The sequence below is a fragment of the Treponema bryantii genome (genome assembly GCF_036492245.1).
GTDB classification, from domain to species: Bacteria; Spirochaetota; Spirochaetia; order Treponematales; family Treponemataceae; genus Treponema_D; species Treponema_D bryantii_C.
The window spans coordinates 2,909,576-2,935,601 of the sequence record NZ_AP025286.1 but is presented as its reverse complement, the minus strand read 5'-3'; the positions used below and the strand labels follow the sequence as shown (position 1 = coordinate 2,935,601).

Annotated in this window: 16 protein-coding genes; 13 read left to right on the top strand and 3 right to left on the bottom strand. The window is 40.0% G+C overall.

Features of this window, described 5'->3' with window-relative positions; genetic code table 11:
* Nucleotides 1–14 precede the first annotated feature (14 nt).
* A complete protein-coding gene (locus AABJ44_RS12910; protein ID WP_338369473.1) occupies nucleotides 15–650 on the top strand; it encodes an MBL fold metallo-hydrolase in 636 nt (211 codons plus the stop codon).
* A gap of 12 nt (nucleotides 651–662) precedes the next feature.
* Entirely contained in the window at nucleotides 663–1,547 is an 885-nt protein-coding gene (locus tag AABJ44_RS12905) for a 2-oxo acid dehydrogenase subunit E2 (protein WP_074644432.1), read from the top strand.
* On the opposite strand, the gene uvrC is transcribed toward AABJ44_RS12905, so the two are convergent.
* Nucleotides 1,544–3,532 (bottom strand): excinuclease ABC subunit UvrC, encoded by a 1,989-nt coding sequence (gene uvrC, locus AABJ44_RS12900; protein ID WP_338369472.1) that lies wholly within the window; start codon nucleotides 3,530–3,532, stop codon nucleotides 1,544–1,546. The two genes, AABJ44_RS12905 and uvrC, sit on opposite strands and share 4 nt — an antisense overlap.
* A 3-nt stretch (nucleotides 3,533–3,535) precedes the next feature.
* Here uvrC and AABJ44_RS12895 point away from each other — a divergent pair, with 3 nt between their 5' ends.
* A complete protein-coding gene (locus AABJ44_RS12895) occupies nucleotides 3,536–5,068 on the top strand; it encodes a LamG-like jellyroll fold domain-containing protein (protein ID WP_338369471.1) in 1,533 nt (510 codons plus the stop codon).
* 16 nt (nucleotides 5,069–5,084) lie between these two features.
* A complete protein-coding gene (locus tag AABJ44_RS12890; RefSeq protein ID WP_338369470.1) occupies nucleotides 5,085–8,243 on the top strand; it encodes a tetratricopeptide repeat protein in 3,159 nt (1,052 codons plus the stop codon).
* Here the strand turns inward: AABJ44_RS12890 and AABJ44_RS12885 are convergent.
* Nucleotides 8,240–9,391 carry a M24 family metallopeptidase gene (locus AABJ44_RS12885; protein WP_074644441.1) on the bottom strand — a complete coding sequence of 384 codons (1,152 nt, stop codon included), beginning with the start codon at nucleotides 9,389–9,391 and terminating at the stop codon, nucleotides 8,240–8,242. The two genes, AABJ44_RS12890 and AABJ44_RS12885, sit on opposite strands and share 4 nt — an antisense overlap.
* Nucleotides 9,388–11,016: a murein biosynthesis integral membrane protein MurJ gene (murJ, locus tag AABJ44_RS12880; RefSeq protein WP_338369469.1), complete on the bottom strand. Its 1,629-nt coding sequence runs from the start codon at nucleotides 11,014–11,016 to the stop codon at nucleotides 9,388–9,390. Before murJ ends, AABJ44_RS12885 begins: the two co-directional genes overlap by 4 nt.
* Nucleotides 11,017–11,182: 166 nt before the next feature.
* On the opposite strand from murJ, the gene AABJ44_RS12875 reads away from it, so the two are divergent.
* The 9 genes from AABJ44_RS12875 (at nucleotide 11,183) to AABJ44_RS12835 (ending at nucleotide 26,022) form a co-directional block, all read left to right on the top strand.
* The gene (locus AABJ44_RS12875; RefSeq protein WP_338369468.1) at nucleotides 11,183–12,601 is read left to right on the top strand and encodes a TP0584 family protein; all 1,419 of its coding nucleotides are present in this window, start codon (nucleotides 11,183–11,185) and stop codon (nucleotides 12,599–12,601) included.
* Nucleotides 12,594–14,279 (top strand): peptide ABC transporter substrate-binding protein, encoded by a 1,686-nt coding sequence (locus AABJ44_RS12870; protein WP_338369467.1) that lies wholly within the window; start codon nucleotides 12,594–12,596, stop codon nucleotides 14,277–14,279. Before AABJ44_RS12875 ends, AABJ44_RS12870 begins: the two co-directional genes overlap by 8 nt.
* 116 nt (nucleotides 14,280–14,395) lie before the next feature.
* Complete coding sequence (locus AABJ44_RS12865; RefSeq protein WP_338369466.1) at nucleotides 14,396–15,736, top strand: acetate kinase; 1,341 nt, start codon at nucleotides 14,396–14,398, stop codon at nucleotides 15,734–15,736.
* A gap of 119 nt (nucleotides 15,737–15,855) precedes the next feature.
* Nucleotides 15,856–17,826 (top strand): diguanylate cyclase domain-containing protein, encoded by a 1,971-nt coding sequence (locus tag AABJ44_RS12860; RefSeq protein WP_338369465.1) that lies wholly within the window; start codon nucleotides 15,856–15,858, stop codon nucleotides 17,824–17,826.
* An 80-nt stretch (nucleotides 17,827–17,906) separates the two neighbouring features.
* On the top strand, nucleotides 17,907–19,079 hold the full coding sequence (locus AABJ44_RS12855; protein WP_338369464.1) for an aspartate aminotransferase family protein: 1,173 nt from the start codon (nucleotides 17,907–17,909) through the stop codon (nucleotides 19,077–19,079).
* 79 nt (nucleotides 19,080–19,158) lie between these two features.
* Nucleotides 19,159–22,179: a hypothetical protein gene (locus tag AABJ44_RS12850; protein ID WP_338369463.1), complete on the top strand. Its 3,021-nt coding sequence runs from the start codon at nucleotides 19,159–19,161 to the stop codon at nucleotides 22,177–22,179.
* A gap of 102 nt (nucleotides 22,180–22,281) precedes the next feature.
* Nucleotides 22,282–23,214 carry an ABC transporter ATP-binding protein gene (locus AABJ44_RS12845; protein WP_338369462.1) on the top strand — a complete coding sequence of 311 codons (933 nt, stop codon included), beginning with the start codon at nucleotides 22,282–22,284 and terminating at the stop codon, nucleotides 23,212–23,214.
* Entirely contained in the window at nucleotides 23,214–23,948 is a 735-nt protein-coding gene (locus tag AABJ44_RS12840; protein ID WP_083379851.1) for an ABC transporter permease subunit, read from the top strand. Before AABJ44_RS12845 ends, AABJ44_RS12840 begins: the two co-directional genes overlap by 1 nt.
* A 13-nt stretch (nucleotides 23,949–23,961) precedes the next feature.
* Nucleotides 23,962–26,022 (top strand): GldG family protein, encoded by a 2,061-nt coding sequence (locus AABJ44_RS12835; protein WP_338369461.1) that lies wholly within the window; start codon nucleotides 23,962–23,964, stop codon nucleotides 26,020–26,022.
* Nucleotides 26,023–26,026: the final 4 nt, after the last annotated feature.

Genomic DNA, 26,026 nt, shown 5'->3' with positions numbered 1-26,026 from the left:
TGGAGTAATTTAATTTGGCACAGAATTTGAAAATCAGAACCTTTGTGAATCAGAGAGCCTTTTCCTGTAATGTTTATGTCTGCTCAGCCGGGGAGTGCAGTTTTATTGTAGACCTCGGTTATTATGATTCTGAATTTGAAAATTACTTAAAGACAATTCCTCCTGTAAAATTTGTCCTGCAGACTCATGGACATTTTGATCACATAATGGGGATAAATGCTTTTGCAGAAAAAAATCCTGGAGTTGAATATTACTGCTTTAATGATGAAATTGAGGTAATTACTAATTCAAGAAAGAATGGTTCAATTCTGGCTGGCACTTTCTATCAACCGAAGGTGAATTTTAAAACCCTTTCTGAAGGTAAAATAAATCTTTTTGGTTTTGATATTGATGTGATTCATACTCCAGGACATACAGCAGGAAGCTGTATGTTTTATTTTGAAAACGAAAAGGTTGTGTTTACCGGTGACACCTTAATTGAAACAAACATAGGCCGTACCGACTTGCCAACCGGTAATGAAAATGATATTTATAATAGTCTTAAAAAAATAAAGGCGCTTACCTTTTCCGATGATACTGAATTTTATTTTGGTCATGGTGCCCCATTTAAATATGTTGAACTTATAAAATACAACAGTTTTCTCAGCTAGGAGGAGAAGCCAGTGCCATATAAACGACGTCGCGGAGACAGAAAAGACGGTAGATTGATTCGATCAATGGAGCCGATGTCCATATTTGCCTTGTATGTAATGGAAACCCGCAACGATGCAAATAATTATATTTCTGATGGTGTGGAACTGGATGCAATAGAATCCTATATTCATAAGAAACGTCAGGAAGGTTTTGACGGTTTTAATGTAATGTATGTTTTTGCTGCTGCATATGTACGAACTGTAAGTCAGAAACCAGGTATAAACCGCTTTGTTAATGGTTATCGTGTTTATGCAAGAAACAATATTGAAGTGAGCATGGCAGTAAAGAAAGCTCTTACAATGAATGCTCCTGAGACCATGATAAAGTTCTTCTTTAAGCCGGAAGATACAATCAATGATGTTTATAAACAGATGCATGATAAAATAACCGAATATCAGCAGCAGACAGATCCTGAAGATGCAAGCGACATGGATAAATTCCTTCGTTTGATTTTTAAGCTTCCACGCTGGATTTTGCGTTTAATGATGAAGTTTCTTTATCATCTTGATTATAATGGACATATTCCTCAGTCACTTCTGGATATGAGTCCTTTCCATGGTTCACTGGTAATGTCTTCTATGGGATCTCTGGGAATACCTTCTGTATTCCATCATCTGTACAATTTTGGAAATGTTCCAATGATAATTACATTCGCAACTAATCGGCATGAGAATGTAATTAAACGTGATGGAACAATTACCAAAAAGCATTTCCTGGATTATGTAATTACAACTGATGATAGAATTTGTGACGGACAGTATTATTCAGAAGCCCTGCACGAATTACACAAATATCTTAAAAATCCGGAATTACTTGAGCAGCCGCCTAAACAGGTTGTTGAGGATATTCCTTAATCCTTTGACTCCGCTAAGGAACCGTAGTCGGGCGGGGTCTCGGCGGCGGCCAGAGCCTGGCTTGCAAGATCAGCAATATAGCTTGCCTCTGCTGCTTTTTCTTTTGTAGTGCCGGCGGCGCCGAGCGATAATCTCTGTAAATCTTTTTTCTCTTTGCGCTGGGCGTTGAGGTCACGGGCCTTAAGGAGAATGTCGGCAGCTTCAGCAGCCTTTACGTGCAGACACTGAGCAATAGCACTTTCTTCGGCAGCGGCAAGGGCCTCCAATGTCATAAACTGGCGCTGTAACTGCAATGCACGCTTTTCGCCAACACCCGGAAGTTCCAGGAAAATGGACTGAGTATTTTCTTTTGTTCTGAGTCTCTGGTTACGGCTTGTGGCAAAGCGGTGAGTCTCGTCTCGTACGCGCTGGAGAAGTCGGAGAGCATCACTCCGTTTTGGAAGACAGATTGGCGTACTGTTTCCCGGAAGATAAATTTCTTCATCACGCTTAGCAAGACCTGCAACCGGAATATCCAGTCCAAGGGAATTTAAAATTTCTTCAACAGCATTTACCTGACCGATACCACCGTCTATAAGAATCAAATCAGGCAAATCTGTCTGTTCGTTTAAAAGTCTTGTGTAACGGCGTGAAACAGCCTCTTTCATGGAAGCAAAGTCATCTATTAAACCGTCTGTAGTCTTAAGACGGAAATAGCGGTAATTCTTTTTATCTGGATTTCCATTGTAAAAGCTTATCAGTGAAGCAACCGGCCACTTTCCGCCGATATGCGCAATATCAAAACCTTCAATACGGATTGGAAGAGTATCCAGTCCAAGTTTAAGTTTGAGTTCTTCCATTGCAGGAATATCGCCTCTGTCGCGAAGACGTCGGACAATATCTTCTTTTGCATTTTGTTTTGCCATCTGAAGTGCAGCAACATCACGTGGAAGATCATGAGAAGATACCATAATAACCTGCGAAGTAGCTTTTTTTTCTTCATGAAGCCAGCGGGCAATGTGATCAAACTCTTCGGTGGCAGGAATATAAATCTGCGGTGGAATATTTACAGCATCATCATAGAAAACTGCCATAAACTCGGCAATTAAGTCATCATCATCGTTGAGAGATTCGGCGCGGTAGTTTTCACGACCGAGCAGTTTACCCTGGCGAATCTTAAGGACAGTAAAGCTTACAAGTTCGCCTTCACTGTGGTAAGCAATATAATCACGATCATCCGCTTCAAAGCTTTCTACTATATTCTGATTCTGAAGAACCATGAGTGCTTTAATGCCATCGCGTAAACGGGCAGCCTTTTCAAAGTCCAAAGCGGCGGCTGCAGCCTTCATTTCGGCATTCAGTGCTGCAACGGTTTCTTCACCTTTTCCCTCAAGTAGTCTTTTAATTTCACCGATGTATAAATTGTAGGACTCTTTAGAAATTTTACCACAACAGGGAGCGCGACATTGCTTCATGTGATAGTATAAACAAGGGGTATCCCGCTTACGGAGAGTTCTGCAATGACGAATCGGATACAGCTTGAAGATAGTTTCAAGAAAAGTTTCGAGAGCCGTTACATCAGGAAATGGTCCAAAATAGGTTGAGCCATCCTGGAGAATGCGGCGGGTCTTAAAAATCTTAGGATAATCCTCGTTGGTAATCCTGAGAACCGGGTACGATTTTCCGTCCTTCAGACAAATGTTGTAACGGGGATTGTATTTTTTAATAAGGTTGTTTTCCAGCAGCAGAGCTTCATACTCATTTGCTGTTGTGATGTATTCAATAGAGTTGGCGTGGGAGATTAAAAGCCTTGTTTTTACGCTCTGTTGTCCTGAAAAATAGGAAGACAGGCGGCTCTTAAGGATCTTTGCTTTTCCCACATAAATTACGGTGTTTTCTGCGTTTCGCCACAGGTAAACACCACTAGATTGAGGAGCTTTCAGAGCTGTTTCGTGTAGAACCTCGCGGATTGTTGCGGGGTTTCCACCGGTAGTTTTGGCTGTCATGTTATGTTAGGAAATTGTATCAAAAAAAGACTTCTTATTATAGCGGTTTCGGCTGTGATGTGTGCCTGTGGCGCGGCTGAACTTTTTGCTAAGGAATATGTACTTGGTGGAAAAGGCGGCTGGCCTGTTTTTCAGCAGCAGGAAAATATAACTACTGGAAAAGGCCGTTATGGCTATGACTGTATTCAGCTCGCTTCTAACTCTTTTGTATTTGATGAATATACAGATTTACTTATAGATTTTGAAGATGCTCAGATGCCGATTTCTAACGGCGACTATACTATCAACAGAAATAACTTCCAGCTTACAAATCAGACAAAAAATGAAAAAGCTGCAGGTCTCAGCCGAAATATGGGGGGGCTCAGCATTTCCGGACAGCCGGGAAGTTTCTTTGGATCTGAAGGTTTGATGGGCTCATTCTCAATTGAATTCTGGCTTTGTCCTTCAATTGCAGAAAATGGTGAAATAGTTTTGAACTGGGAATCTTCTCGAAATGAAGACGGACGGCTTGCATTCCAGGTTATAAGCGGTACTTTTGATAAAGGTCATCTGCGCTGGGAATTGAACAATATTTTTGATTTATATGTGAATGAAGCTGGCCGTAATGAAGTTGAACTGAAAGGCTCTTCAAAAATCATACCTGATGTCTGGAGCTATCATGTACTGTCGTTTGATTGTGAGACGGGTATTCTTGAATATATAGTTAACGGAATTACAGAAGACCTTACATATATAACAACAACCCGTTCAGAAGGCGGAGATGTAAGTCTTGTTTATCTTGGAACTCCTTCTGAACTCGCAATCTGTTCGGAATATACAGGAAAGATAGATGATTTCAGAATCCTTCGTCGTCCTTATACTCCACCAGATTTCCAGTCAGCAGAAAATGCAGGAAGAGTTGGACATACACAGTATCTCCCAAGTGGCGGCCGTTTTGTAACTAAGCCTATTATGGTTTCTACAGGTTCTGTATTAAATAAGCTTGAAGCAGAAATGAATGTTCCTGCTCAGACAGAAGTATGCTATTACGTGCGTTCTGGAGAAAACTTTTATGGCTGGAACGAAGAATATCCTGAATGGAAGCCTGTAGAAAGTGGAGAGGAACTTACAGGAATTACAGGCCTTTATTTCCAGGTTGCAGTTGAACTTATGCCTGATGGAAACGGTGAACAGACACCTGCAATTACAACTATTAAACTTGATTTTACAGAACTACCTGAGCCATTGCCTCCGTTTATTGTAAAGGCAGTTGCTGGTAACGGTAGTGTTACAGTTTCATGGAATTACTCTGTAGATGATACAGCCGGCGGTTATTATCTTTATTATGGAACCCGTCCCGGAGAATATCTTGGAAGAATTGCAATAGAAGGTGAATCACCAATCAATGTTGGAAATACAAGCTCGTTTACAGTTACAGGATTGGAAAACGGTAAAATATACTATTTTGCAGTGGCAGCCTGGTCAGCGCTGGATATGAGGGTAGTCGGAAATCTTTCTAAGGAAGTTTTCGCAAGACCATTGGCACGGTTAAAGTAGGGAAGGGAGAAGGTATATGGCAAACAGTTTAAATTTAGCAAAGGCACAGAATGCAATTACAGCTCATGACTGGACAACTGCAGCAAGGCTGTATAAGGAGATGCTGCGTGGAGATGAAGGAAATGTAGAATATCTTCAGCAGCTTGGAAGCATTTATGTGCGTGCAGGTCAGGATGAAAAAGCAATTCCTTATTATGAGCAGATAATTACCGTGAATCCAGAAAATACCGATGCTATGGTCAGCCTTGGAGGAATCTTCCGCCGTCTTAAGCGTTACGAGGATTCTGTAAACATTCTGCACAAAGCTCAGGAAAGTTCTGCTAATAATCCATCAGTAAATTACAGCATTGGATTTACTTACAAAGAGATGGGTGCTTATGATGATGCCATTGATGCCTTTGAATCTGTTATTTCCCGAAACCCTGATGATGTTCTTGCCCATAATCATCTTGGTGCCATTTATTTTGCCAAAAAAGATTACAATACCGCAATCGCAACTTATAAGCGTGGACTTCAGGTAGATCAGAATCATCCTATTTTGAATTACAATCTTGCTCACGTTTATGAAGATATTAAAAACTTCCCTGAAGCAGTGCGCTGTTATGAAACGGCCCTTAAAACTCGTCCGGGCTGGCTCGAAGCAATCCGTGATTTTAGTGAACTTCTCATAAGATGTCAGGAAACAAAACAGGCTCAGGAACTTGTTGAGCAGTCAATTAAGCTGCATCCGGATGATGTAGATCTGCTATGTATTCTTGGACGAATCTATCTGAATCAGTTTGATTATGACAATGCAACTAAAACTTTTAAGCGTGCAGAAAGTTTAAAGAATAACGACATCAACATTCTGCTGGGACTTTCTAAATCTCTCGAAAAGGGAATGAAGATTGAACCTGCAATGGAAAAGATTGTAGATGCAGTTGGTATTGAGCCGGAAAATCTTGATGTTTGTAAGCAGTATTCTCATGTGCTGCTTTCTGCACAGCGCTATGACAAAGCTCTTGATGTTATTAAAAAGATTGATGAAAAGAGCGACGGAAAAGACCTTCAGATTCTCGATCTTTACGGTCAGTATTTTGTTTGTCGTGGAGATGAAGAAGCTGCTGAAACATATTTCAATAAAATCAGAAAAATCAATCACCATTATAAGGATTATATGATTAACGCTGCCGACCGTTATATTCAGACTGGCAATTATGAAAAGGCAGAAGAAATGGCTAATAAGTTTGTTGAAAGTCGTCCGAATATGCCGGAAGGTTATAATCTTCTTGGAACTATCAGTACAGCCCGCGGTGAATTGAATAAAGCAAAAGCAGAATATGAAAAAGGCTTGTCTTTAAAGAATCCGAATATATATGCAGTTAAGCAGCTTGAAAAGATTCATTCAGAAATGGAAGCAAATAAAGAAATCTATAATGATGAAGAAATGCCAATCGCTGTTGATGCTGATACACTTCCAGAGGAAGAAGGCGGAAATCTTACAGAGAGTGGAAGTCTTATAGATAACGATGAAAATACTGCAGACCAGGTTGATGCACTTTTGTCGAGCGGTAGTGATGAGGAAGATGAACTTCCTGATATCGGCAGCCTCGAAGCAACTCCTCCTATTGAACAGGCACTTTCTGGCGAGGACGGAGAGTTCTGGGAAGATTTTGATGATGATCCTGATGCTGTAAACAAACCTCTTATTGATGAGGAAGATGAAGCTTACGATGAAAATTCTGAAGATTCAGATCTAATGACAATGATGACTCCTGATGCAGCAGAAACTGGAAACGACTTGAAGAGCGGACTTTCTGAAGATGCTGGAGATTTTGATTTTGGTGATTTTGAGGACGGTGGTATCGTTGATCAGGAAGAAGAAACTGCAGCAGAGCCGGAAGCTTCAGATGTTTCAGAAGCTGAACCAGAAATCCCAGAATCAAAAGCAGAAACTTCTGTGCCTGTTGCAGGAAATCCTGTGGTAAGTCCTGAGGCTCCAGCAGCTGAATCTGAACAGCCGATGTTCGAACCTGACAGCAGTGTTGTTGAGCCTGAGTTTGCTGAGCAGAACGCTTCATCTCCGGTCTCTATGCCTGAAGCACAGCAGATGATGCAGGATCTAAAAAATCAGCAGAAAGAACTTGAACTCCAGCAGAGAGAGCTTGCACTTCAGCAGAAAGAACTTGCTGATGAACTTAAGCAGGAAAATGAAAAGATGATACAACAGACTGTAGAAAAGGCCGTTGAAGAAGCTGTGGAAGAAAAACTTTCCGCTTATGATTTACAGCCAGAACCTGTAGCAGATGAGACTGTCGTAGAGGAACCTTTTGTTGAAGAGCCTGTTTTTGATGAAACTGTAACTGCAGAAGAGCCAGTTGTTGAAAATGAACCGGTTGTAGAGGAAGATGCTGTTGTTGAGAACGAACCGGTTTTTGAAGAATCAGCGATTGATGATTTTGTAGAAGAACCTGTGTTTGAAAAAGAATCAGTTGTCGAGGAACCAATTGTTGAAGCAGAATCAGATGCTGAGAATGAACCAATTTTCGAAGATTCGATAATTGAAGAAGAAAGTGTTGACGAAACGCCTGTTGTAGACGAAACTATAGAGGACGATATGGATATACTTACCAGTGACCCATTTGTAACTGTAGATGAAATGTCTTCTCTTTTTGGTGATGATTTTTACCAGAGCCCTGCTCCGGTAATTGAAGAATCAAATGATGAACCATTAAGTGATGAAAATTTTGTTACAGCTGATGATATGATTGATAAAATTGGCCGCATCCTCAACGATGACGAGATGAAGAAATCTTGTTCTGCTGAGCTCGAACTGTTTAAAACTCTTCGTACCCTTGCCGGCTTCCTGCCGGAAAAGGAAAAGAACTCGTTCGACTGCTGCCGTATGCGAATGGTTATCGAGTACATCATTCAGAAGATGTCTGGAAAACCTGGACTTCTTATTACAGCAGAGTCACTTATTAAGTCCGGAGTTCTCGGCGAAGAATACAACCGCCAGCTCGAAGACTGCTGCGATGAAGAATTAAGCAACGATCTTATCCGTCACGTAATCACAGATATGAAAAAACTTGCACAGGGCCTTGAAGACAGGGAGCTGTGCAATGCGTTGTGCGTAAGTGCCGATGGTATACTTGAGCAGATTGCTCTTATAGACCAGAAAGTTGCTATATTTTAATCAATTCTGATAATTCTTGAATGAGTAATTACCTCATTGCCGTCTTCGGTGATGAGGACATCATTTTCGAGCCGGGTACCACCGATTTCAACATCGTAGAGGCCCGGCTCACATGTTAAAATCATACCAGGCTTAAAAAGCATTTCCGGTGTAGCGCGCAGATTTACGCGTGGCAGCTCATGAATTTCCAGACCAACTGCATGACCAAGTCCGTGAGGCATTTTACGTTTCGCAGCGGCGAACACAGCATCACATTTCTTTGCAGCGTCGATGATTGGGCGGCCAGGTTTATATAACTTGAGCGCTTCATCATAAGCCTTCTGCACAAGATCCAGCTGTTTTTCCTGTTCCTTTGTTAATGGACCTTTTGCAATAGTCAGAGTTGTGTCACTTGTGTAGCCGTTATATACAACACCAAAATCAAGAATAGAAAGCCCCTGTGCAGGCCATTCTGCAGCAGTGTATCCAGGGAATGCATGAATTGCAAAACTTCGGGAAGGACCTGCAGCGAGAGTATCAAAACCAGTTCTCTGACAGCCGTGCTCACGGAGACGTCTTTCAATCAAAAGAGCAACATCAGTTTCAGTTTTAATCTTTCCTTTGATAACCTGCTTTTCAATTTCATCGATTATAAGGTCGCCAATACGGGCAGCTTCCTTTGTACATTCAATTTCGTATTCGTCTTTAATCATGCGGCAATCAACTACGAACTTATGAATGCCGTCTTCCTTACAGCGGCAGTCATAGTTTTCAAGCGCATCAATAAACTTAAGATAATCAGGATAAGTAAGGTAAGGAGGAAGTTCAACCTTACTGTTTTCTCCATGTGTATAGCAGGCATTAAGAATTGCCTTTACAGCATCTTTTGCTTCATTCTTATAGCGCATGAATGGAACGAGCTTGTCATAGAATGCATTCTGCTTTGCAAGATTTTCATCCCAGGCAATAAGAACGCTGTAGCCGTCGCTGAAAATTACGAGAACAGCATCGTTTGCATGATTTGTGTAGTAAGCAACTGCAGGATCGCGATGTTCCTCGCTGTCTACAAAAACACAGGCTCCGGTTTCAGTTTCGCGGAGTTTTGCAGCAAGAACGTTGCGGCGTGCTTTGTAGATTTCTTTCAGTTCTTCTTTAGAATATTCTTTCATTTTTTCACCTTCTTCAAAATAACGCTGATAACTTCATCTCTTGTAATAATCAATTCGAGTACACCTATAGTCGCAAAAAGTAAAGCAGAAATAAGAACAGGTGCACCGTATGCAATGAGATTTCCGTGACCATCAAATATACCGCACAAAGCCTTGTGTGCAAAGTAGGTCGGCACAGAGGCAATCACAGAAAGTACGCACATCTTAAGCGCATAAAGCAGAGTGCCCCGTGAAAGTCTGCCGACTTCAATCGCTTCCATTTTTTTCATAAAGATAAAAAGGAAAACTGTGTTTAAAAGACTTGCAAGGCTGAGTGCCAATGCAATTCCGTTTCCACCCATTGGTTTTGAAAGTATAAAAACCAGCAGAATATTTGAGACGAAATTTATAAGTCCTGCAATAGTAGGAAGCTTTGGTTTTTTCTGTGCATAGAAGGCCGGTGCCATAATTCGGTTAAGTGCAATAAAAAGCAGTCCCAGAATATGAAAGCGGAAAATACCCAGTGTCATAATTACAGATTCATCATCAAACTGATTTCGTTTATATAGCAGTGAAATCAGTTCTCGGCCGGAAATCAGAGAGTAGGCTGTAATTGGAATGGAAATCAAAGTCATAATTTTGATTGCCTGAAGCAGCATTGAATTAAACTGAGTCCAGTCTTTTTTATTTGCAAAACCAGAAAGATCAGGAAGGATTACAGTTCCGATTGAAACTGCAAAAATTCCGAGAATCAGTTCCTGAAGACGGATGCTGTACTGAAGGCTCGAAGCAATTCCTGGGCCCACGCGTTTTGCGAGTGCTGTAGAAACTGTGTCATTAAGCTGATAGGCTGCAATACCGACAATTGTTGGTGCAAGCAGAGCCATAACCTTTCTTGTTCCCGGATTTGTAAAAGCCTTTTTCAGAGAAGCAAGTCCAACTTTCCAGCCTGTTTTGTATACAAAAGGCCACTGGAATACAGCCTGTACAGAACCTCCGATAATTGTACCGATTGCCATAGCACGGGCTGGATTCGAAGTATGAGGAGCGAGAATATAAGTTGAAAGAACTACAATTCCGTTGAACATAACCGGAGTAAAGCCGGAAGGTGCAAAGATTCCGCAGGTGTTTAAAACACCCTGGAAGAAGGCTGCAACAGAAATCAAGAAAAGGTATGGGAACATTATTCTTGTGAGCACGGTAGTTTCATCGAACTCAAGAAGGTAATATTCCATTTTTGCAGCAAAATCAGCTACATCTGGATTTGGCGCCTTACAGAAAATCGGGATGATAAATGGAGCAAAAAGAATTCCAAGGCTAACAACACAGGCTGTCATAAAGGTTACAAGAGTCAGTGTAGCATTAAGAAATTCCTGGGTTGTCCTTTTATTTTCGAGGGTATCTTCCTGTGCAAGATAATCTTTAAAGGTTGGAATAAAGGCAACAGATATTGCGTTTTCGGCAAACAACTTTCGGAACAGGTTAGGAAGCATAAATGCAACAGAAAAACTGTCTGCATAAAGGCCGGTACCGAGAAAAGACGCCTTTGTCATTTCGCGGATAAGTCCCATTATGCGGGAAGCAAAAGTCATGAGGGTAAGAAGCAGCCCGGATTTTACAATAGATTTAGATTTTTTTTCACTCATGGAACCATTTTAAAAAAATTGCGTTTTTTATTCAATTCATTTTATTTTGTAGTTGGAGAAGACAATAAAGGCAGCAGAACAGAGGTAAATTTCGAATCGGTGGTGCCAGGAACCCCTGTGAAAATTTTAAGCAAGTAATTGAGACTTTCTGCCGATAATAGAAGATATGGAAGAGGAAAAATTTAGGCAGGAGCTGCAAACGGCTCTTAGTCAGAAACAGGAATGGTATAACTCAGAGTGTTTACAGGAAATGCTAAGTCAGTATCGACTTCTGCATACCTGTGTTCATAATTTGTATGAGAACTTTGTAAAAAAGTCCCTGATTGTACCTGATCCGTATCGTCTTGATAAAAAGATTTCCAGTATCGTTGTACCAGACTCAACTCCTTTTGCAGAAAGCGATATCCCAAATATTTTCGGAGAACGCTTTTCAGATTATGAAACCATGCTGGATTACATCTGTACCTACTTTCGTTTTTCAACAGAATCTTTCACTCTCCAGAATGTAAAAAAACTGCTCGATTTTAATAAGGTCTTTGAATGGGATGACCTTTCTATGAACAACGCAAAAATGAATACAAGAGCGCTGGCTATTACTGTTAATGGTGCTAAAAACGGAGCTCCAAATGTTGTTCAGAGTATGATTAACGACAGCGTTGCAAAAAGCGCGCAGGCATCAAAAACTATTGAAAAGATGCTTACAGAACTCGGCGTGTTCCAGCGGGAGCTTTATAAGGGTGGCCTTCGAAAAGATTTATTTGAACATCCTGATTTTGATAAGGCAAAAGCTGCAGAGTCTGCAGAAGGTGAGCTTTCAGAAATTAAGAGACTCTATTCAAAAGTAACAGGAAAAAAGAATTTTTATAATGATCTTGTAAATGAAATTATAGAAGAAGATCATGGTCCTGATAAAGAAAGAAAACAGGCTGCTGTATTAGAGAAACTTGCAATTAAGAATGCAGCAAAAACAGCTGCTAAGAAAAAGACTGGTCCAGATACAAAAGAAATGCTTATGCAGACAGTACTTGCACTTGGAGCAACGGCACCTACTTTAATTCAATTGCATACAAAACTTACAGATAATTTTGATGTGCTTTATACACGTAAAGCAAACTTCTGGAATAAGTTTATGGCTTTGCTTAGAAAAGCCTTTAATCTTAAAGAAAAAGAAAGAATCTGCCAGCTTCCTGTAAAGGATGCAAAAACTGGTGTTGAACGAGTTCAAAAACTTAATGTCAGTGATTTCCTTTCAGATCTTGCAAAGAAAGAACGTATATATAATGGAATTGCTGCAAAGGGAAATGAATATCAGAAAATTGAATCCGTTCAGGAAGATATGATTTTAAGCTTTGTAAATAAACAGATTTCTGAGCTTCAGTCAAAATTTGTCATAATAAATTCTCTTGATGCATATTTCAAAAAGGAAGTTCAGAATGAATTAAAAGCCCATGTAAAGGGAATGCAGATTGAACTTTCTGCCTTGCGCAATTCCATAATAAATGCTAATAAGAAACGCAGTGATTATGTTTCTTATAAAGAAGAATCAGAACAAATGCAGAAATTAGGAATATCAAATAATGCTTAAAAAAATCAGAAAATGTGCTGCAGCGTTTTTATTTGCCGCACTTATTATATCTCCATGTTTTGCCCAGAATAATTCTGAAGAAAAATCTGAAGGACATGGAGAACTTACTCCAGAAGAACTGCTTGAACTTGAAAATGAAGAACAGCGTGCTGCTGAACAGAAGGAAAAATTACCTCAGGAACTTCAGCAGAATTTTATAATCGTTGAGTCTGTTCGCGTTCATGAACTTAATCCACAGGTTACAAATTACTCAAGTGATTCACAGCTTTTAAACGGCCTTTATGAAGGACTCTTTACAATCAGTCCTATTTCGCTTGAGCCACAGTATGCAATTGCAAAAGAGTTTAAGATTTCCCGTGATAAAAAGCGCTGGACAATTACCCTGCGTGATGATGCCTGTTTCAGTAATGGAGAAAAGATTACCGCCGAGAGTGTTCGTGACAGCTGGCTTCGTATGCTTGCAAATCCTGCAGCTCCTTATTCTTCTCTGTTTGATATTGTACGCGGTGCCGAAGCTTTCCGTAACGGCCAGGGAAATTATGATGAAGTAGGCATTTATGCAACTGCAGAAAATGTGCTTTCTATCTATCTGAATACACCTGCTAACTATCTTCCTAAGATTCTCTGTCATACCGCTTTTTCAATTACTCACAGTAACCCGGAAGTTTACAGCGGTGCCTACGAACTTGAGATTATTGCCGACCGTAAATATATCCTGAAGAAAAATCCTTATTACTGGGATCACGAAAAAGTTACTCTTGAGCGCATTACTTTTGTTCAGTCAGAAAATGCAGATGATAATACTTACTATTTTAATACAGGCGCGGTAGATTGGGTTACTGCTCAGGTAAATCAGATGAAACTTCTTGATCTTTCTGCAATTCAGGTAAATGCTTCGTTTGGAACAGGATTCCTGTATTTTAAGATGAGTTCTAAAAAGCCTGCAGAAAGCAAGTGTTCTACGGTCTGGGATTATCCTGAATTCAGAAATGCTTTGCTCGAGGCTTTTCCGTGGAATCATATGCATAAAAAATATCTGATTCCTGCAACTACACTTGTTTATCCGCTTTCTGGTTATCCTCAGATAGATGGTTTTGATTATACTGATGCAATTGAAGCTTCTATGAGAATGAAGGATGCCCGTGCAAAATACGGTGTTTCACAGGAAGAAATAATTCCTCTTGTGATGCACGTTTTTGAAAACGAGTTTACAGAAGAAGATGAAAAGCTTTTGAGGGAATCTTTTGATCCTCTTGGAATTGAACTTGAAATCAGAAAAATACCTTCATATCAGTATTATGCCTCTATAGGTTCTGCAGATGCAGATATTTTTGTTACTTCATGGATTGGAGATTTTGCTGACCCTCTGGCCTTCCTGGAACTTTTCCGTGGTGGTTCTACAATGAATGAATCTGGCTGGAAGAATGAACAGTTTGATAAACTTCTGGAACAGGCTGCCACTGCAGATGAAACAGAGAGAATGAAACTCCTTGGTCAGGCAGAAACAATCCTTCTTGATGATGGAATGGTGATGCCGCTTTATCGCTCTGTTTCTTCGAATATTGTAGATGTAAAGGAAGTAGGCGGCTGGTACGTAAATGCCTTCGATATTCATCCGCTTAAGTATCTGTATAAAAAACAGCCTAAGTTCAATTCTGAAAATATTGTTATGAAATAATTGAAAATCGCTTTGAATTTTTTTATAATTAAGATGGTGGTTTACCCTTCGACTCCGCTCAGGGACCGAAGAATAACCACCATATTTTTTTTGCATTCAATTTTTAGGAGATATCAATGGTAATTCTTACATTGAACTGCGGATCATCATCTGCAAAGTACCAGGTTTATGACTGGGACAACAAAGAAGTAATGGCTAACGGTGTTGTAGAACGCATCGGTATTGAAGGAAGCTGTATTACTCACAAGGCTAAGGGAAAGAAAACAGAAATCGAAAGTCCTTGTCCAACTCACAAAGAAGCAATCGAACTTATTATTAAAGAAATCACAGATCCAGAAGTTGGTGTTATCAAGTCTATGGACGAAATTGGAGCTGTAGGTCACCGCGTACTTCATGGTGGCGAAAAGTTCACAAAGTCTGTACTTATCACTCCAGAGGTTCTCGACGGATTCCGCGAGGTAGTAGACCTCGGACCTCTCCACATGCCAGCTAACATCATGGGTATTGAAGCTGCTCAGAAGGTAATGCCAAACGTTCCTCACTCAGCTATCATGGATACAGCATGGCACCAGACAATGCCGGAAGAAACTTTCCAGTACGCTATTCCACGCGAATGGTACGAGAAATATGCAGCTCGCCGCTACGGTTTCCACGGAACTTCATTCCTTTACACAGCAAAACGCGCTGCAGTTCTCCTCGGAAAAGATCCAAAAGACTGCAACCTTATCATCTGCCACATTGGAAACGGTTCTTCTATGTGTGCTGTTAAGAACGGCGTTTGCTACGATACAACAATGGGTATTACTCCTCTTGAAGGTCTTGTAATGGGAACTCGTTCCGGAGACCTCGACCCAGCTCTTCCTTTCTATATCATGAGAAAAACTGGTATGTCAGCTGATGAAATGGACAAGGCACTCAACAAGAAGTGTGGTTGTCTTGGTATTACAGGAAAATATTCTGACCGCCGCGATATCGAAATCGACGCTGCAAAGGGTGACAAGCTCTGTCAGCTTTCAATCGAAATGGAAGCTCTCCGCATTAAGAAGTACATCGGTGCCTTCATGGCAGAACTCGGCCACGTAGATGCTATCGTATGGACAGCAGGTGTTGGCGAGCGTGGACCAATCACTCGTATGAAGGCTTGTTCAGGTCTTGAAAACTACGGTATCAAGATTGATGCACAGCGCAACGAATGGTCATTCACAGGTAACGCTGAAACATACATCCACGCTGATGATTCAAAGACAAAGATTTTCGTTATCCCAACAGACGAAGAGCTCGTAATGACAGAAGATGCTTACGCTCTCATGAAGGGAACTTACGATGTTCATACAAACTTCAAGTACAGCTTCCAGGATCCTAACTACGTAAACAAGGCCCGCGAGGAAGGCTTGAAGGGCGACCTCGTAAAGAGACCAAACATTGCTAAGATTCTTGCACGCGATTTGTTGAAGTAATTTATCTGCATTATTAGCAAAATCAATCCTTATATATTTGTCCCCGTAATCTTGTTACGGGGATTTTTTTATTTAAAAAATTTTTTACTTAATTCTTTCCCTGTTGTATAATTAAATGTATGAAAAACATTGCCGTACTAGTGTATGACCTGACAGTAGAGTACAACATTGTTGTTGTAGATGGCATTATTGATTATCTCAGGGACAAAAACGATGTACACGTAATTATTTCAACAATCAACGCGCCTCATAACGAAGCCTTTCAATATGATTATCAGTATTGGACAGCGCTCGAACTTATAAAATCAGAAAATGTAGATGCAGTAATAGTTGTTTCAAATTCTTTTTGTCATGACATGACGTGTGAAGAACTGGCAAAGGCTTTTGAGTGTCTTATGCCGAAGCCGGTAATTTCTATTTCAAATCCTCTTGATTTACCGACAAATCATTATACCTGTATTTCGTGCGAAGATGCCTATGACGAAATAGTCGGGCATCTTATAGAAAAGCACAACAGGAAAAAGATTGCTTTTATGTCTGCAGCACTTACACATTCGCCTGAATCAGAAGGCCGTGAAAATGCTTTTCGTGCTGCAATGAAAAAACACGGACTTGAGATAAATGAAGACTGGATTTTTGCCGGAAATTTTACACCCCGGTCTGCCTATGACTGTATCAAAGGAAAATATAAATCACGCGAAGAAGTGCCGTTTGATGCAATTCTTTGTGCCAATGATTATATGGCAGCAGGAGTTGAAAGTATTTTTGCAGAACTGGAAGTAAATGTTCCTGATGATGTCTGTGTTTTTGGTTTTGATGATGCGGAGGTTGCAGTAACCTGTATACCTAATCTTTCAACAATAAGTCAGAAGGTTGCTCAAACCGGTTATGATGCTGCCGAGCTCGCCTATAAACTTCTTTGTGGAGAAGATGTTCCTAAAGTTGTAAAAACTCAGGCTTATCCGCTTTACAGACAGTCGTGCGGCTGTATGGATCTTAAACTTAAATCTTACGGTTATTACGATAATGACGGCGGCTATCACGATCGTGATACAATGGTAATGACAGAGCTGGATCTGTTTGGAAACGGCTTAAATGATATGGCTACCATTTATCACGTTCTGAATATGACGGACTCCGTTACCTCAATGAATGAATACTTTAAAACAGTTGTGACAAATCTTAAGGTTGTTCATATCCACATGCTTGCCATTTGTGTTTACGATGAGGCAATAGAACTTTCTCCTAGTGATGATTTTGTTATGCCGGACAAGGCAAAACTTCTCATGCTGATAGATGAAAATCGTGACCTTGCAGAAAACTATTATGATGAAGGTGGAATAGAATTTAATCCTCATAAGAAAATTCTTCCTGATGGATTTGAAGATCTTTACAGAGGAAATTATTATCTGCTTCCAATTTTCTTACAGGGCACAAATTATGGATACCTTGTCTGCAGACTTCCTACAAATAAATATCCGATTTATACAATCTTCCTTAAGATTCTTGTAAATTCTTTTGTTCATTCTTTTGTATATTCTGTGAAAGAAGCAGAACATGCAAAGTTAGCTGAAAAAAATCAGACCCTTAATTTCCAGTCAAAAACAGATGAACTTACGCAGCTTTTTAATCGCCGTGGTTTTATGGAATACGGCCAGCAGTTAATAGACATTGCTACAATTTCTGATGACAAAGGCTGTGTTTTCTTCTGCGATATGGACGGCCTAAAAACAATGAACGATACCTGGGGACATGAAATAGGTGACCTTGCAATAAAAACAGAGGCAATGGTATTAAGGGCAGCCTTCCGTGATTCAGATATGGTCGGCCGTTTGAGTGGAGATGAGTTTGGAGTTGTTGCTCCACGTTTCCCGATGTACAAGGTTGATGATTTACGCAAGCGCCTGGTTATTCTTAATGAACAGTTTTCAAAAGATGCAAAGCTGCCGTTCACCTTATCAATAAGTATTGGTCCTGTAGAGTTTGATTCAAAAAACTCAGACCTTCATGAGCTGTTGAAAGAGGCAGATAAAAATCTCTATGAAGAAAAAAAGATTAAGCATGCCCAGCGTGATGGTCAAAAGAAATAAATAAGGTTCAAATTATATCTTGCATTTTTATTCAAAAAATATCATAATTCCTGCATATTTATACAAAGCGAGGCGATGCTATGGAAAAGAAAATTGTAAACAACTATGGCTCTTTTGACGTTATTTTTGAAAAATCAAAGGGTTCAACAATGTGGGCGGCAGACGGTAAAAAGTACATCGACTTTATTGCCGGTATTGGAGTTAACTGTCTTGGTCATAATTATAAACCGCTGGTAAAAGCAATTTCTCGCCAGGCACGTCGCCAGATTCATATTTCAAACTATTATTTCTCAGATGTAGGTCTTGATTTTGCAGAAAATCTTCTTAAAGTAACAGGCTTTGAGCGCGGTTATTTTGGAAATTCTGGTGCAGAAGCAAATGAAGCTGCTATTAAACTGGCTAGAAAATATGGTCAGCTCAATGGTGGAGATAAAAGAAAAACAATTGTAACTCTGGAATCATCATTCCACGGAAGAACTCTTGCTACTCTTACTGCAACTGGTCAGGACCGCTTCCATCCGGATTGTTTTGCTCCTTATCCAGAGGGCTTTAAGATAATTAAGGCAAACGATTTTGAAGCAATCAAAACTGCTTTTGATGATACAACTGCTGCACTCTTTATTGAATGTATTCAGGGTGAGGGTGGTGTAAATCTGATAAATCCAGAATGGGCTAAGGCTGCTGCTGATGCTGCCCGCGCTGCCGGAGCAATTGTAATGGCAGATGAAGTTCAGACTGGTGTTGGTCGTACAGGTACTTACCTTGCAAGCGACTGGCTTGGCTTTAAGCCTGAGGTTGTTACTCTTGCAAAGGGAATTGCAGGCGGTGTTCCTATGGGAGCTTGTCTATTCCGTGGTAAGGCTGCAGATGTATTTGTTGCCGGTGATCATCAGTCAACTTTTGCAGGAAATCCTCTTGCCTGTGCTGCTGGTCTTGTAGTTCTTGAAACTGTAAGTGATCCTGCTTTCCTCGACAGAGTAAATCATGCAGGTGATTATATTCGTGGAGCAATTGCAAGCTGGAACCTTCCAATCGTTAAGGATGTTCGTGGAAAAGGCCTTATGATTGGAACTCAGATTGATTCAAGCATTAAACCTTTTGATATTGAAGTTCGCTGTCTGGAAAAAGGACTGTGTACTACAACAGCAGGCAGTGATGTTGTTCGCTTCCTGCCTCCTCTCAATATTTCTGATAAAGAAATAGATGAAGGTCTTGCAATTTACAAGAGTGTACTTGAAGAATTCTGTAAATAAACTGGCAGGACTGTTTCTTCTGCTTTTATTCTGCGCGCAGCCTTTGTATTCTGCAAATGTACTTGGGCGGCCGCGCAGAATGTCTCTTATAAAAACAGAGTATTTTGATATTATTTATTCAAAAGAAAGTAAAGATACAGCCCTCTTGCTTGTTCAAAACGTCGACAGACTTTATCAGAAAGCCGCAGATGCTCTAAACTCTCAGCACAAACTTCGTATGCCGGTAATAATTTCTCCGGACTCCGATGTTCTTTCGGTAGACTATACACCTTATCCTTATAACAGAATTATCATTTTTGATTCTACGGCAGATTATGATACCGCAGTTTTCAAAGATTCTATGCTCGGACTTTTTTATCGTGAGATTTATAAAGCTCTGTCTCAATCAATAAGAAGTCCTTTTAATCAGTTTGTTGCAAAATGGATTGCTGGTGATTCCTATCAGCCGGTTGCACTTTTTAATCTTCCTTATTCATTTATTGAAGGAAACGCATATCTTGCGGAAAGTTCTGAAGGGGAAGGGCTTTTAAATGATGGATATTTTCTGCAGCTGCTTTCACAGGCAAAACTTGAAGGAAAATTTCCTCAGTGGAGTCAGGTAATAACAGTTCGTGATACGTACCCGGGAGAAGAACTTGCACTTGCTGCAGGTACCGGCTTTTCTGCTTTTTTGATGAATACTTATGGTGCAGAAAAATATGCCGAGCTTTGGGAAGAAAGCGGAAAAATAAATCCGCTGCTTACACATGGAGTTTTCAAAAATACATATGGACTTACGCTTACAGAACTTTGGAATCAGTTTGAAGAATCTGTACCTCTTCCTGCCAGTCTGATGGTTCTTGAAAGTTATGAGAAAGAAGGCGAACTTGTTTTTCCAAAAGATAAAGATGCAAATTATGAACATATTCTGATTACAGATTATGGAACTGTCTGGTATGACAGAATCCGTCATGAGGTTGATATTTTTGATGAGCACAGTCAGCTGAAAATGAGACAGATTCTGTTTCTTGCAGATAAAATTGAGCGCATGGCACTTTCGCCAGATGGACGTTTTATTGCAGTTACAAATATTCAGCCAAGATCGGTAGAAGGACTTTATTCGGTCTCATCCAGCATTTATGATTTGAAGGAAAGAAAATTTCTGGATCAAAAATATCAGCTGCGGGATGCTGCAATTGTATTAACAGAAACCGGAGATTATGCTGTTGCCGGTGTAAATATTAAGGACGTTACTCCTGCGCTTGAAATCCATACAATGCCGCTGGATGAAAAGAAGAAAGAAAAAACAACTCTGATTTTCAGACAGGATTTTGCCCGAAATACAATTCCTTTTTCTCCGGTATATAGCGGAAACGGATTTGTTGCTTATATCCGCGCAGAAGGAACTGAGCGTTATTTATGCAGATTGAATTTTGGGAAGTCGCAGAATAATTCAGAAGAACAGAATCTTATTGAACAAAGCTGGCTTATAAAAGCCGACGGACAAAAAGATTCTGAGCCTCCGCTCAAAATCCAGCACCTTTCCTGCCAGCGCCGCGGCGGCAGTCCGATTTACACATTCACGTACACACAGCCAGGTGACAGTACCTTTACCAGAGCCGGTTTTATTTTCCTCACAGATAAATTTGAACCAGCGGCAGTTAGACTAACTTCTACAGATGTTTCCGGCGGTATTCATTATCCTTTTGTTTCTTCAAGGAACGAGCTCTTTTATAGTGCAAAAAAATATTCTCAGAATCAGTTGCGTAAGGTTGATTTATCTGCAGTTGAACTGGAAAACGGATATTTACAGAAGGCAGGAAAAGAAAATCTGGCGTCAGCAAATAATGAATCTGGCAATCACAGCCAGTCCTCTCTTTCTGATTATAATGTACGAAATTACAATCCTTTTAAGTACATGACAGACCTTTCCTTTACACCGTTCTTCCCGATTAAGATTCTGGATTTGAATGAAGGAAATCTCTACTGGCCGGGACTAGGCGTTTCAATTGAAAACCAGCCGGATCCATGTATGAATACACAGGCAGTTTTATCTCTCGGCTGGACTTATCTACCTCTGGATTTTTCATGGACAAAGAATATGCCTTCTTCATATCTGGCAAGAATCAGGTCGGAATCCTTAAATCTTAAAAAAGATAAATCGGCAGCGTTCTATATAGAAAATTCTTCAACACCGGTAAAAATACGGGCCGGAGCAATTTTCAATTTCAATCTTGATGGAGAATATAATTTCAAAATACTTGCCGGTACACAGTGGAAGATTCCTCTGGGCCTGGCTTTAAGACAGCTTATTTTTGACATTCAGGGAAGCTATACAGTTTCTACAGATTATTACGATCAGACTAAAAGCGATATACGCCCTGGTCTTTCAGCCTGGCCTTCTTTCAGGTCTGCTTATGAACTTTATGAAATCTCTGCAAAAGTTGAATATACGAATATCCATCAATATGGTTATTCTACATTTGAGCAGCGTGGGCTTTCTGTAGGTGTCAGGTCTTATCTGATGTGGGATATGTGTGAAGTCAGATTGCTGCAGGAAGCCCGTAAGAATCTCGCACCGAATAATAGTAATCTTACAAATGCCGAAAAGAAAAATCTTCTTTCAGAAACTATTTCTGATATTACACAGTTTAATGTGGGCTGGTTTGCAACCATTGCAATTCCACGGCTACTTCCTTTTTCTATGAAAGATAACTGGATTTTTAGTATGCCTGGAGTTATTAACGCAGAGTTTGTAAATAAACCTGGTACTGCGTTGGAATCAAGTTTTAAAGTTCTTTTAATTGGCCGTGAGATTCATAACAGTGTAATTCCATATGTTTTGTATTCACGAAGGGCAGGGCTCTGGTTCGGGTATAATATGGCCCTTGTTTATGATACCTCAGAAGTTCGGCTTCCGGATATTCGTCATGCAGATTATCTTGCAGAGGTTTTCCAGGGTGTTTCATATACTCAGGCAATTTATCTGATTCTTAATCTCGATTTGAATATTACAACCGGTAAGCTTGCAACTGTTCCAATCAATACCACTCTTACCGGCACCTATTATCCGGAGAGCCACGGTTATGGAATCAGTCTGGATGTGCGTTTCCATCTGTAAAACGGCAATAAATCAGTAAAAAATCTGTGATTTTTCTTATTTAACTTTTTCCATTTTATTTGTTATATTTAATATAGACAAAAAAATTGGAGGACATCTAAAATGATAGAAGTTTCCCACGTTTCCCGTAATTTCGGGGATTTCCGTGCGGTAAATGACGTCAGCTTTTCTATTCCTACAGGTCAGATTGTAGGACTTCTTGGCCCAAACGGCGCTGGCAAAACCACAACAATGCGAATGATAACAGGCTTTCTTGCCCCAACTTCTGGTTCTGTGAAGATTGATGGCATTGATATTTGTGAAAATCCTGTTGAAGCAAAAAAGAAAATCGGCTATATGCCTGAATCAGCTCCACTTTATGGAGAAATGATAGTTGAAGATTATCTGGCATATATTGCAAACATGTATGGTCAGAATCCGGTAGAAAAAGTTCCTGCTCTTTGCAAGGAATGCGGACTTAAGGAAGTAATGAGCAAGAATATCTCTGAACTTTCCCGCGGTAACCGCCAGCGTGTTGCTCTTGCACATGCACTTATGAATGATCCGGAAATCCTTATTCTTGATGAACCGACTTCCGGTCTCGACCCTAACCAGGTAGAGGATGTTCGCGCAATTATCCGCGAAATCGGTAAAACCCGTACAGTAATTGTATCTACTCATATTTTGAGCGAGGTTGAAACAATCTGCAGCCGCGCAATTATTATTTCCGGCGGTAAGCTTGTTGCAGACAGTTCAATTGAAGAACTTAAGAACAGCATTGGAACTTCATCTACAGTTTATATTACTGTTGGTACTGAAAAGGCAGAAAGTGCTGCAGAACTTGCTAAATCAATTACTGGTGTAGCAGGTGTAACAGTTGGTGCTAAAGATGGTGAAACTGGTCTTTCACAGCTGGTAGTTTCTGTTAATGGAGAGGCTGAAATCAGACCATCTCTTATCAGAAAACTTGTTGAAGGCGGAATTGATTTGTATGAAGCTGCTATCAACAAGAATTCTTTGGAAGATGTATTCCATACTTTGACGGAGGCTAAATAATGAGTGACAATAAATCAGCAAAAAAACAGTGCCCCGCAATCATTATTATGAAGCGCGAGCTTAAGGCATATTTTACTTCGCCGGTTGCTTATATTGTAACTGCGCTTTTTCTTATAGTTACAGGAATCCTGTTTTATTCAGTATTCTTCCTTTACAACAGAGCAGAACTCCGACAGTATTTTTCTTTACTGCCTGTTCTCCTTTCTCTTTTTATTCCAGCCCTCACAATGAGGATTTTTGCAGAAGAGCGTCGTGTAGGTTCTATCGAAACTCTGATGACTCTCCCTGTTACAGAACTTGATGTAGTTGCAGGAAAATATCTTGCATCTTTCTTAAGCACTTTGATTATGCTTGCTCCAACTCTGTTTTATATTCTTCCGACAGTGATTTTTGGTTCTCCTGATTTTGGTCCTATTGTCGGTGGATATATCGGTGCAATCTTCCTTTGTGCCTGCTTTACTGCAATCGGAGTTTTTTCAACCTCTGTAACAAAAAATCAGATTATTGCGTTCTTCACAGCTATGATAATCTGTATGGCTCTTACAATGATTGATACATTCCTGATTTTCCTGCCATCACAGATTGTAAGTTTCTTCAGTTATCTTTCTGCAAGCGGACATTTTACTTCTATTTCGCGCGGAATTTTTGACACAAGGGATTTGATTTATTTTGTTTCCCTTACAGCACTGTTCTTTACTGCAACAGTAAAAGTTCAGCAGAACGCTAAAAACTAACGGAGTAAAAAAGATGAAAAAAATATTACAGTGGCTCAAAAGTCCAAAATCAGATTTTATTCTTTTTGTAATCTTCCTTGTGCTTTTGAATCTTGCAGGACACAAAGCATTCCTTCGTTTTGATTTAACTGCACCAAAATCATATTCACTTTCAAAGGCAAGTAAAACTGTCGTAAAGAATCTGGATGCGCCTCTTTCAATCCGTGTATTCTTCAGCGACAATCTTCCTTCAACTTACACAAGTGTTTCTCAGTATGTAAAAGATATTCTTGTTGAATACAAGGGTGCGGCAAATAAGAACTTCTCTGTTTCTTATATGGATATGTCTAAACCTGAGAATGAAGAACTTGCACGTGATCTTGGAATTCAGCAGGTTCAGATTCAGGAACTTAAAAATAATGAAGTCGGTCTTAAATCGGTTTACATGGGAATTGCTGTTGCCTATGGCGACAATATTGAAATCATGAATCCGGTTCAGACTTCAGATGGTTTTGAGTTTAATCTTACCTCAAAGATTTCTCAGATGATTTCTATGGCTGACTCACTTGCAGGTCTTGGAAAGGATGAAAAAATCAGCCTGACCCTTTACTTGAGTGAGCCTCTTAAATGGCTTGGAATCAGCGGGGCAGAGGAGGCTGATCAGATTGTTCGTCAGGCTTTTGATTCAGTAAACAAACAGAATCTTGGTCGTCTTGAATATAAGCTTGTAAGTCCTGATTCTGCTGATGCAGCTGCTCTTTCTGCTAAGTACGGTATTCAGACAATTACTTATCAGGATTCAGGTGTTCAGAAAAAGGCTGCTATTGGTCTTGTTCTCGAACATGGCGAAAAGATTTATGCCCTTCCACTTGGTGTTCAGCGTTCTTTCTTTGGTTATGCTGTTGCTGGTCTGGAAGATGTTGAAAACACAATCAATGAGGGACTTCAGAGTCTTTTCTCTAATACAAAGGCAATCGGTTATATTACAGGTCATGGCGAAGTAGATCATACTGCTGCTGATAAGGCTGCTAATTTTGAAAAGCTGATTTCTGGAATGTATGAGTTGAAAGATATCGATTTGAACTCTGAAGATATTCCAGCCGGAATGAATGCAATCATCATCAATGGTCCAAAAATGGATTTCACAGAAGAAGAACTTTACAAGGTAGATCAGTTCCTTCTTCGTGGTGGAAACGTAATGCTCATGCTTGACGGTGTTGTTGAAGCAGGAAAGGATCAGATGTATGGAATTACAAACTTTGCACAGAATGATTCAAATCTTGAACGCCTTCTTACAAAGTATGGTATTGAACGCAGTAAAAATATGATTATGGATAAGAACTGTTTTAAGAGTCTTAATAACCAGTACGGTGAACTCAACTATTACTGGGTTCCAGAAATCCATAAAAAATATCTTGCTAAGAAAAATGTAATTACAAACAATCTCGGTTCTCTTTATCTTCTTCAGAGCGGTTCTCTTAATGCAGCTGCTGCTAAAGAAAATAAGAATCTTAAGGTAACTGAACTTGCAAAGACTTCAGAAGAAGCCTGGGCTGTTTCTGAAAGTATTATGCTTAATCCTTTGATGATGACAACTCCTTCAGATGCTTCTGAATATGCACAGTACAATCTAGCAGTTCTCCTTGAAGGTAAGTTTGACAGTGCCTTTGATGAAGCTCCTGCAGGGGCAGCTTCAGAGGATTCTTCAGAAAGTGCCGGAGAACTCGAAACATCAAATTACATCAAAACAAGTGTAATGCCTGGTAAGCTTTTTGTTGCAGGTTCTTCTGAAATTACAACAAGTCAGGTAATTGATGAAAACGGTCAGAGCCCTGTTTCAATGTTCCTTATGAATGTTGTTGATTATATGAACGGAAATGAAGATCTTTGTACAATGCGTACCAAGAGCCTTTCTGTAAACAATCTTACAATTAAGACTCCGGTTGCAGTAAGCTTCTGGAAACTTTTGAATCAGTATGGACTTGCAGTTCTTGTTGCTCTCGTTGGTCTTCTTGTTTGGAGACTTCGTACAGCACGTCGTCGTGCAATCAATAAGAAATATAATCCAGACGATACAAGAACAATTAGTAAGTAATTAG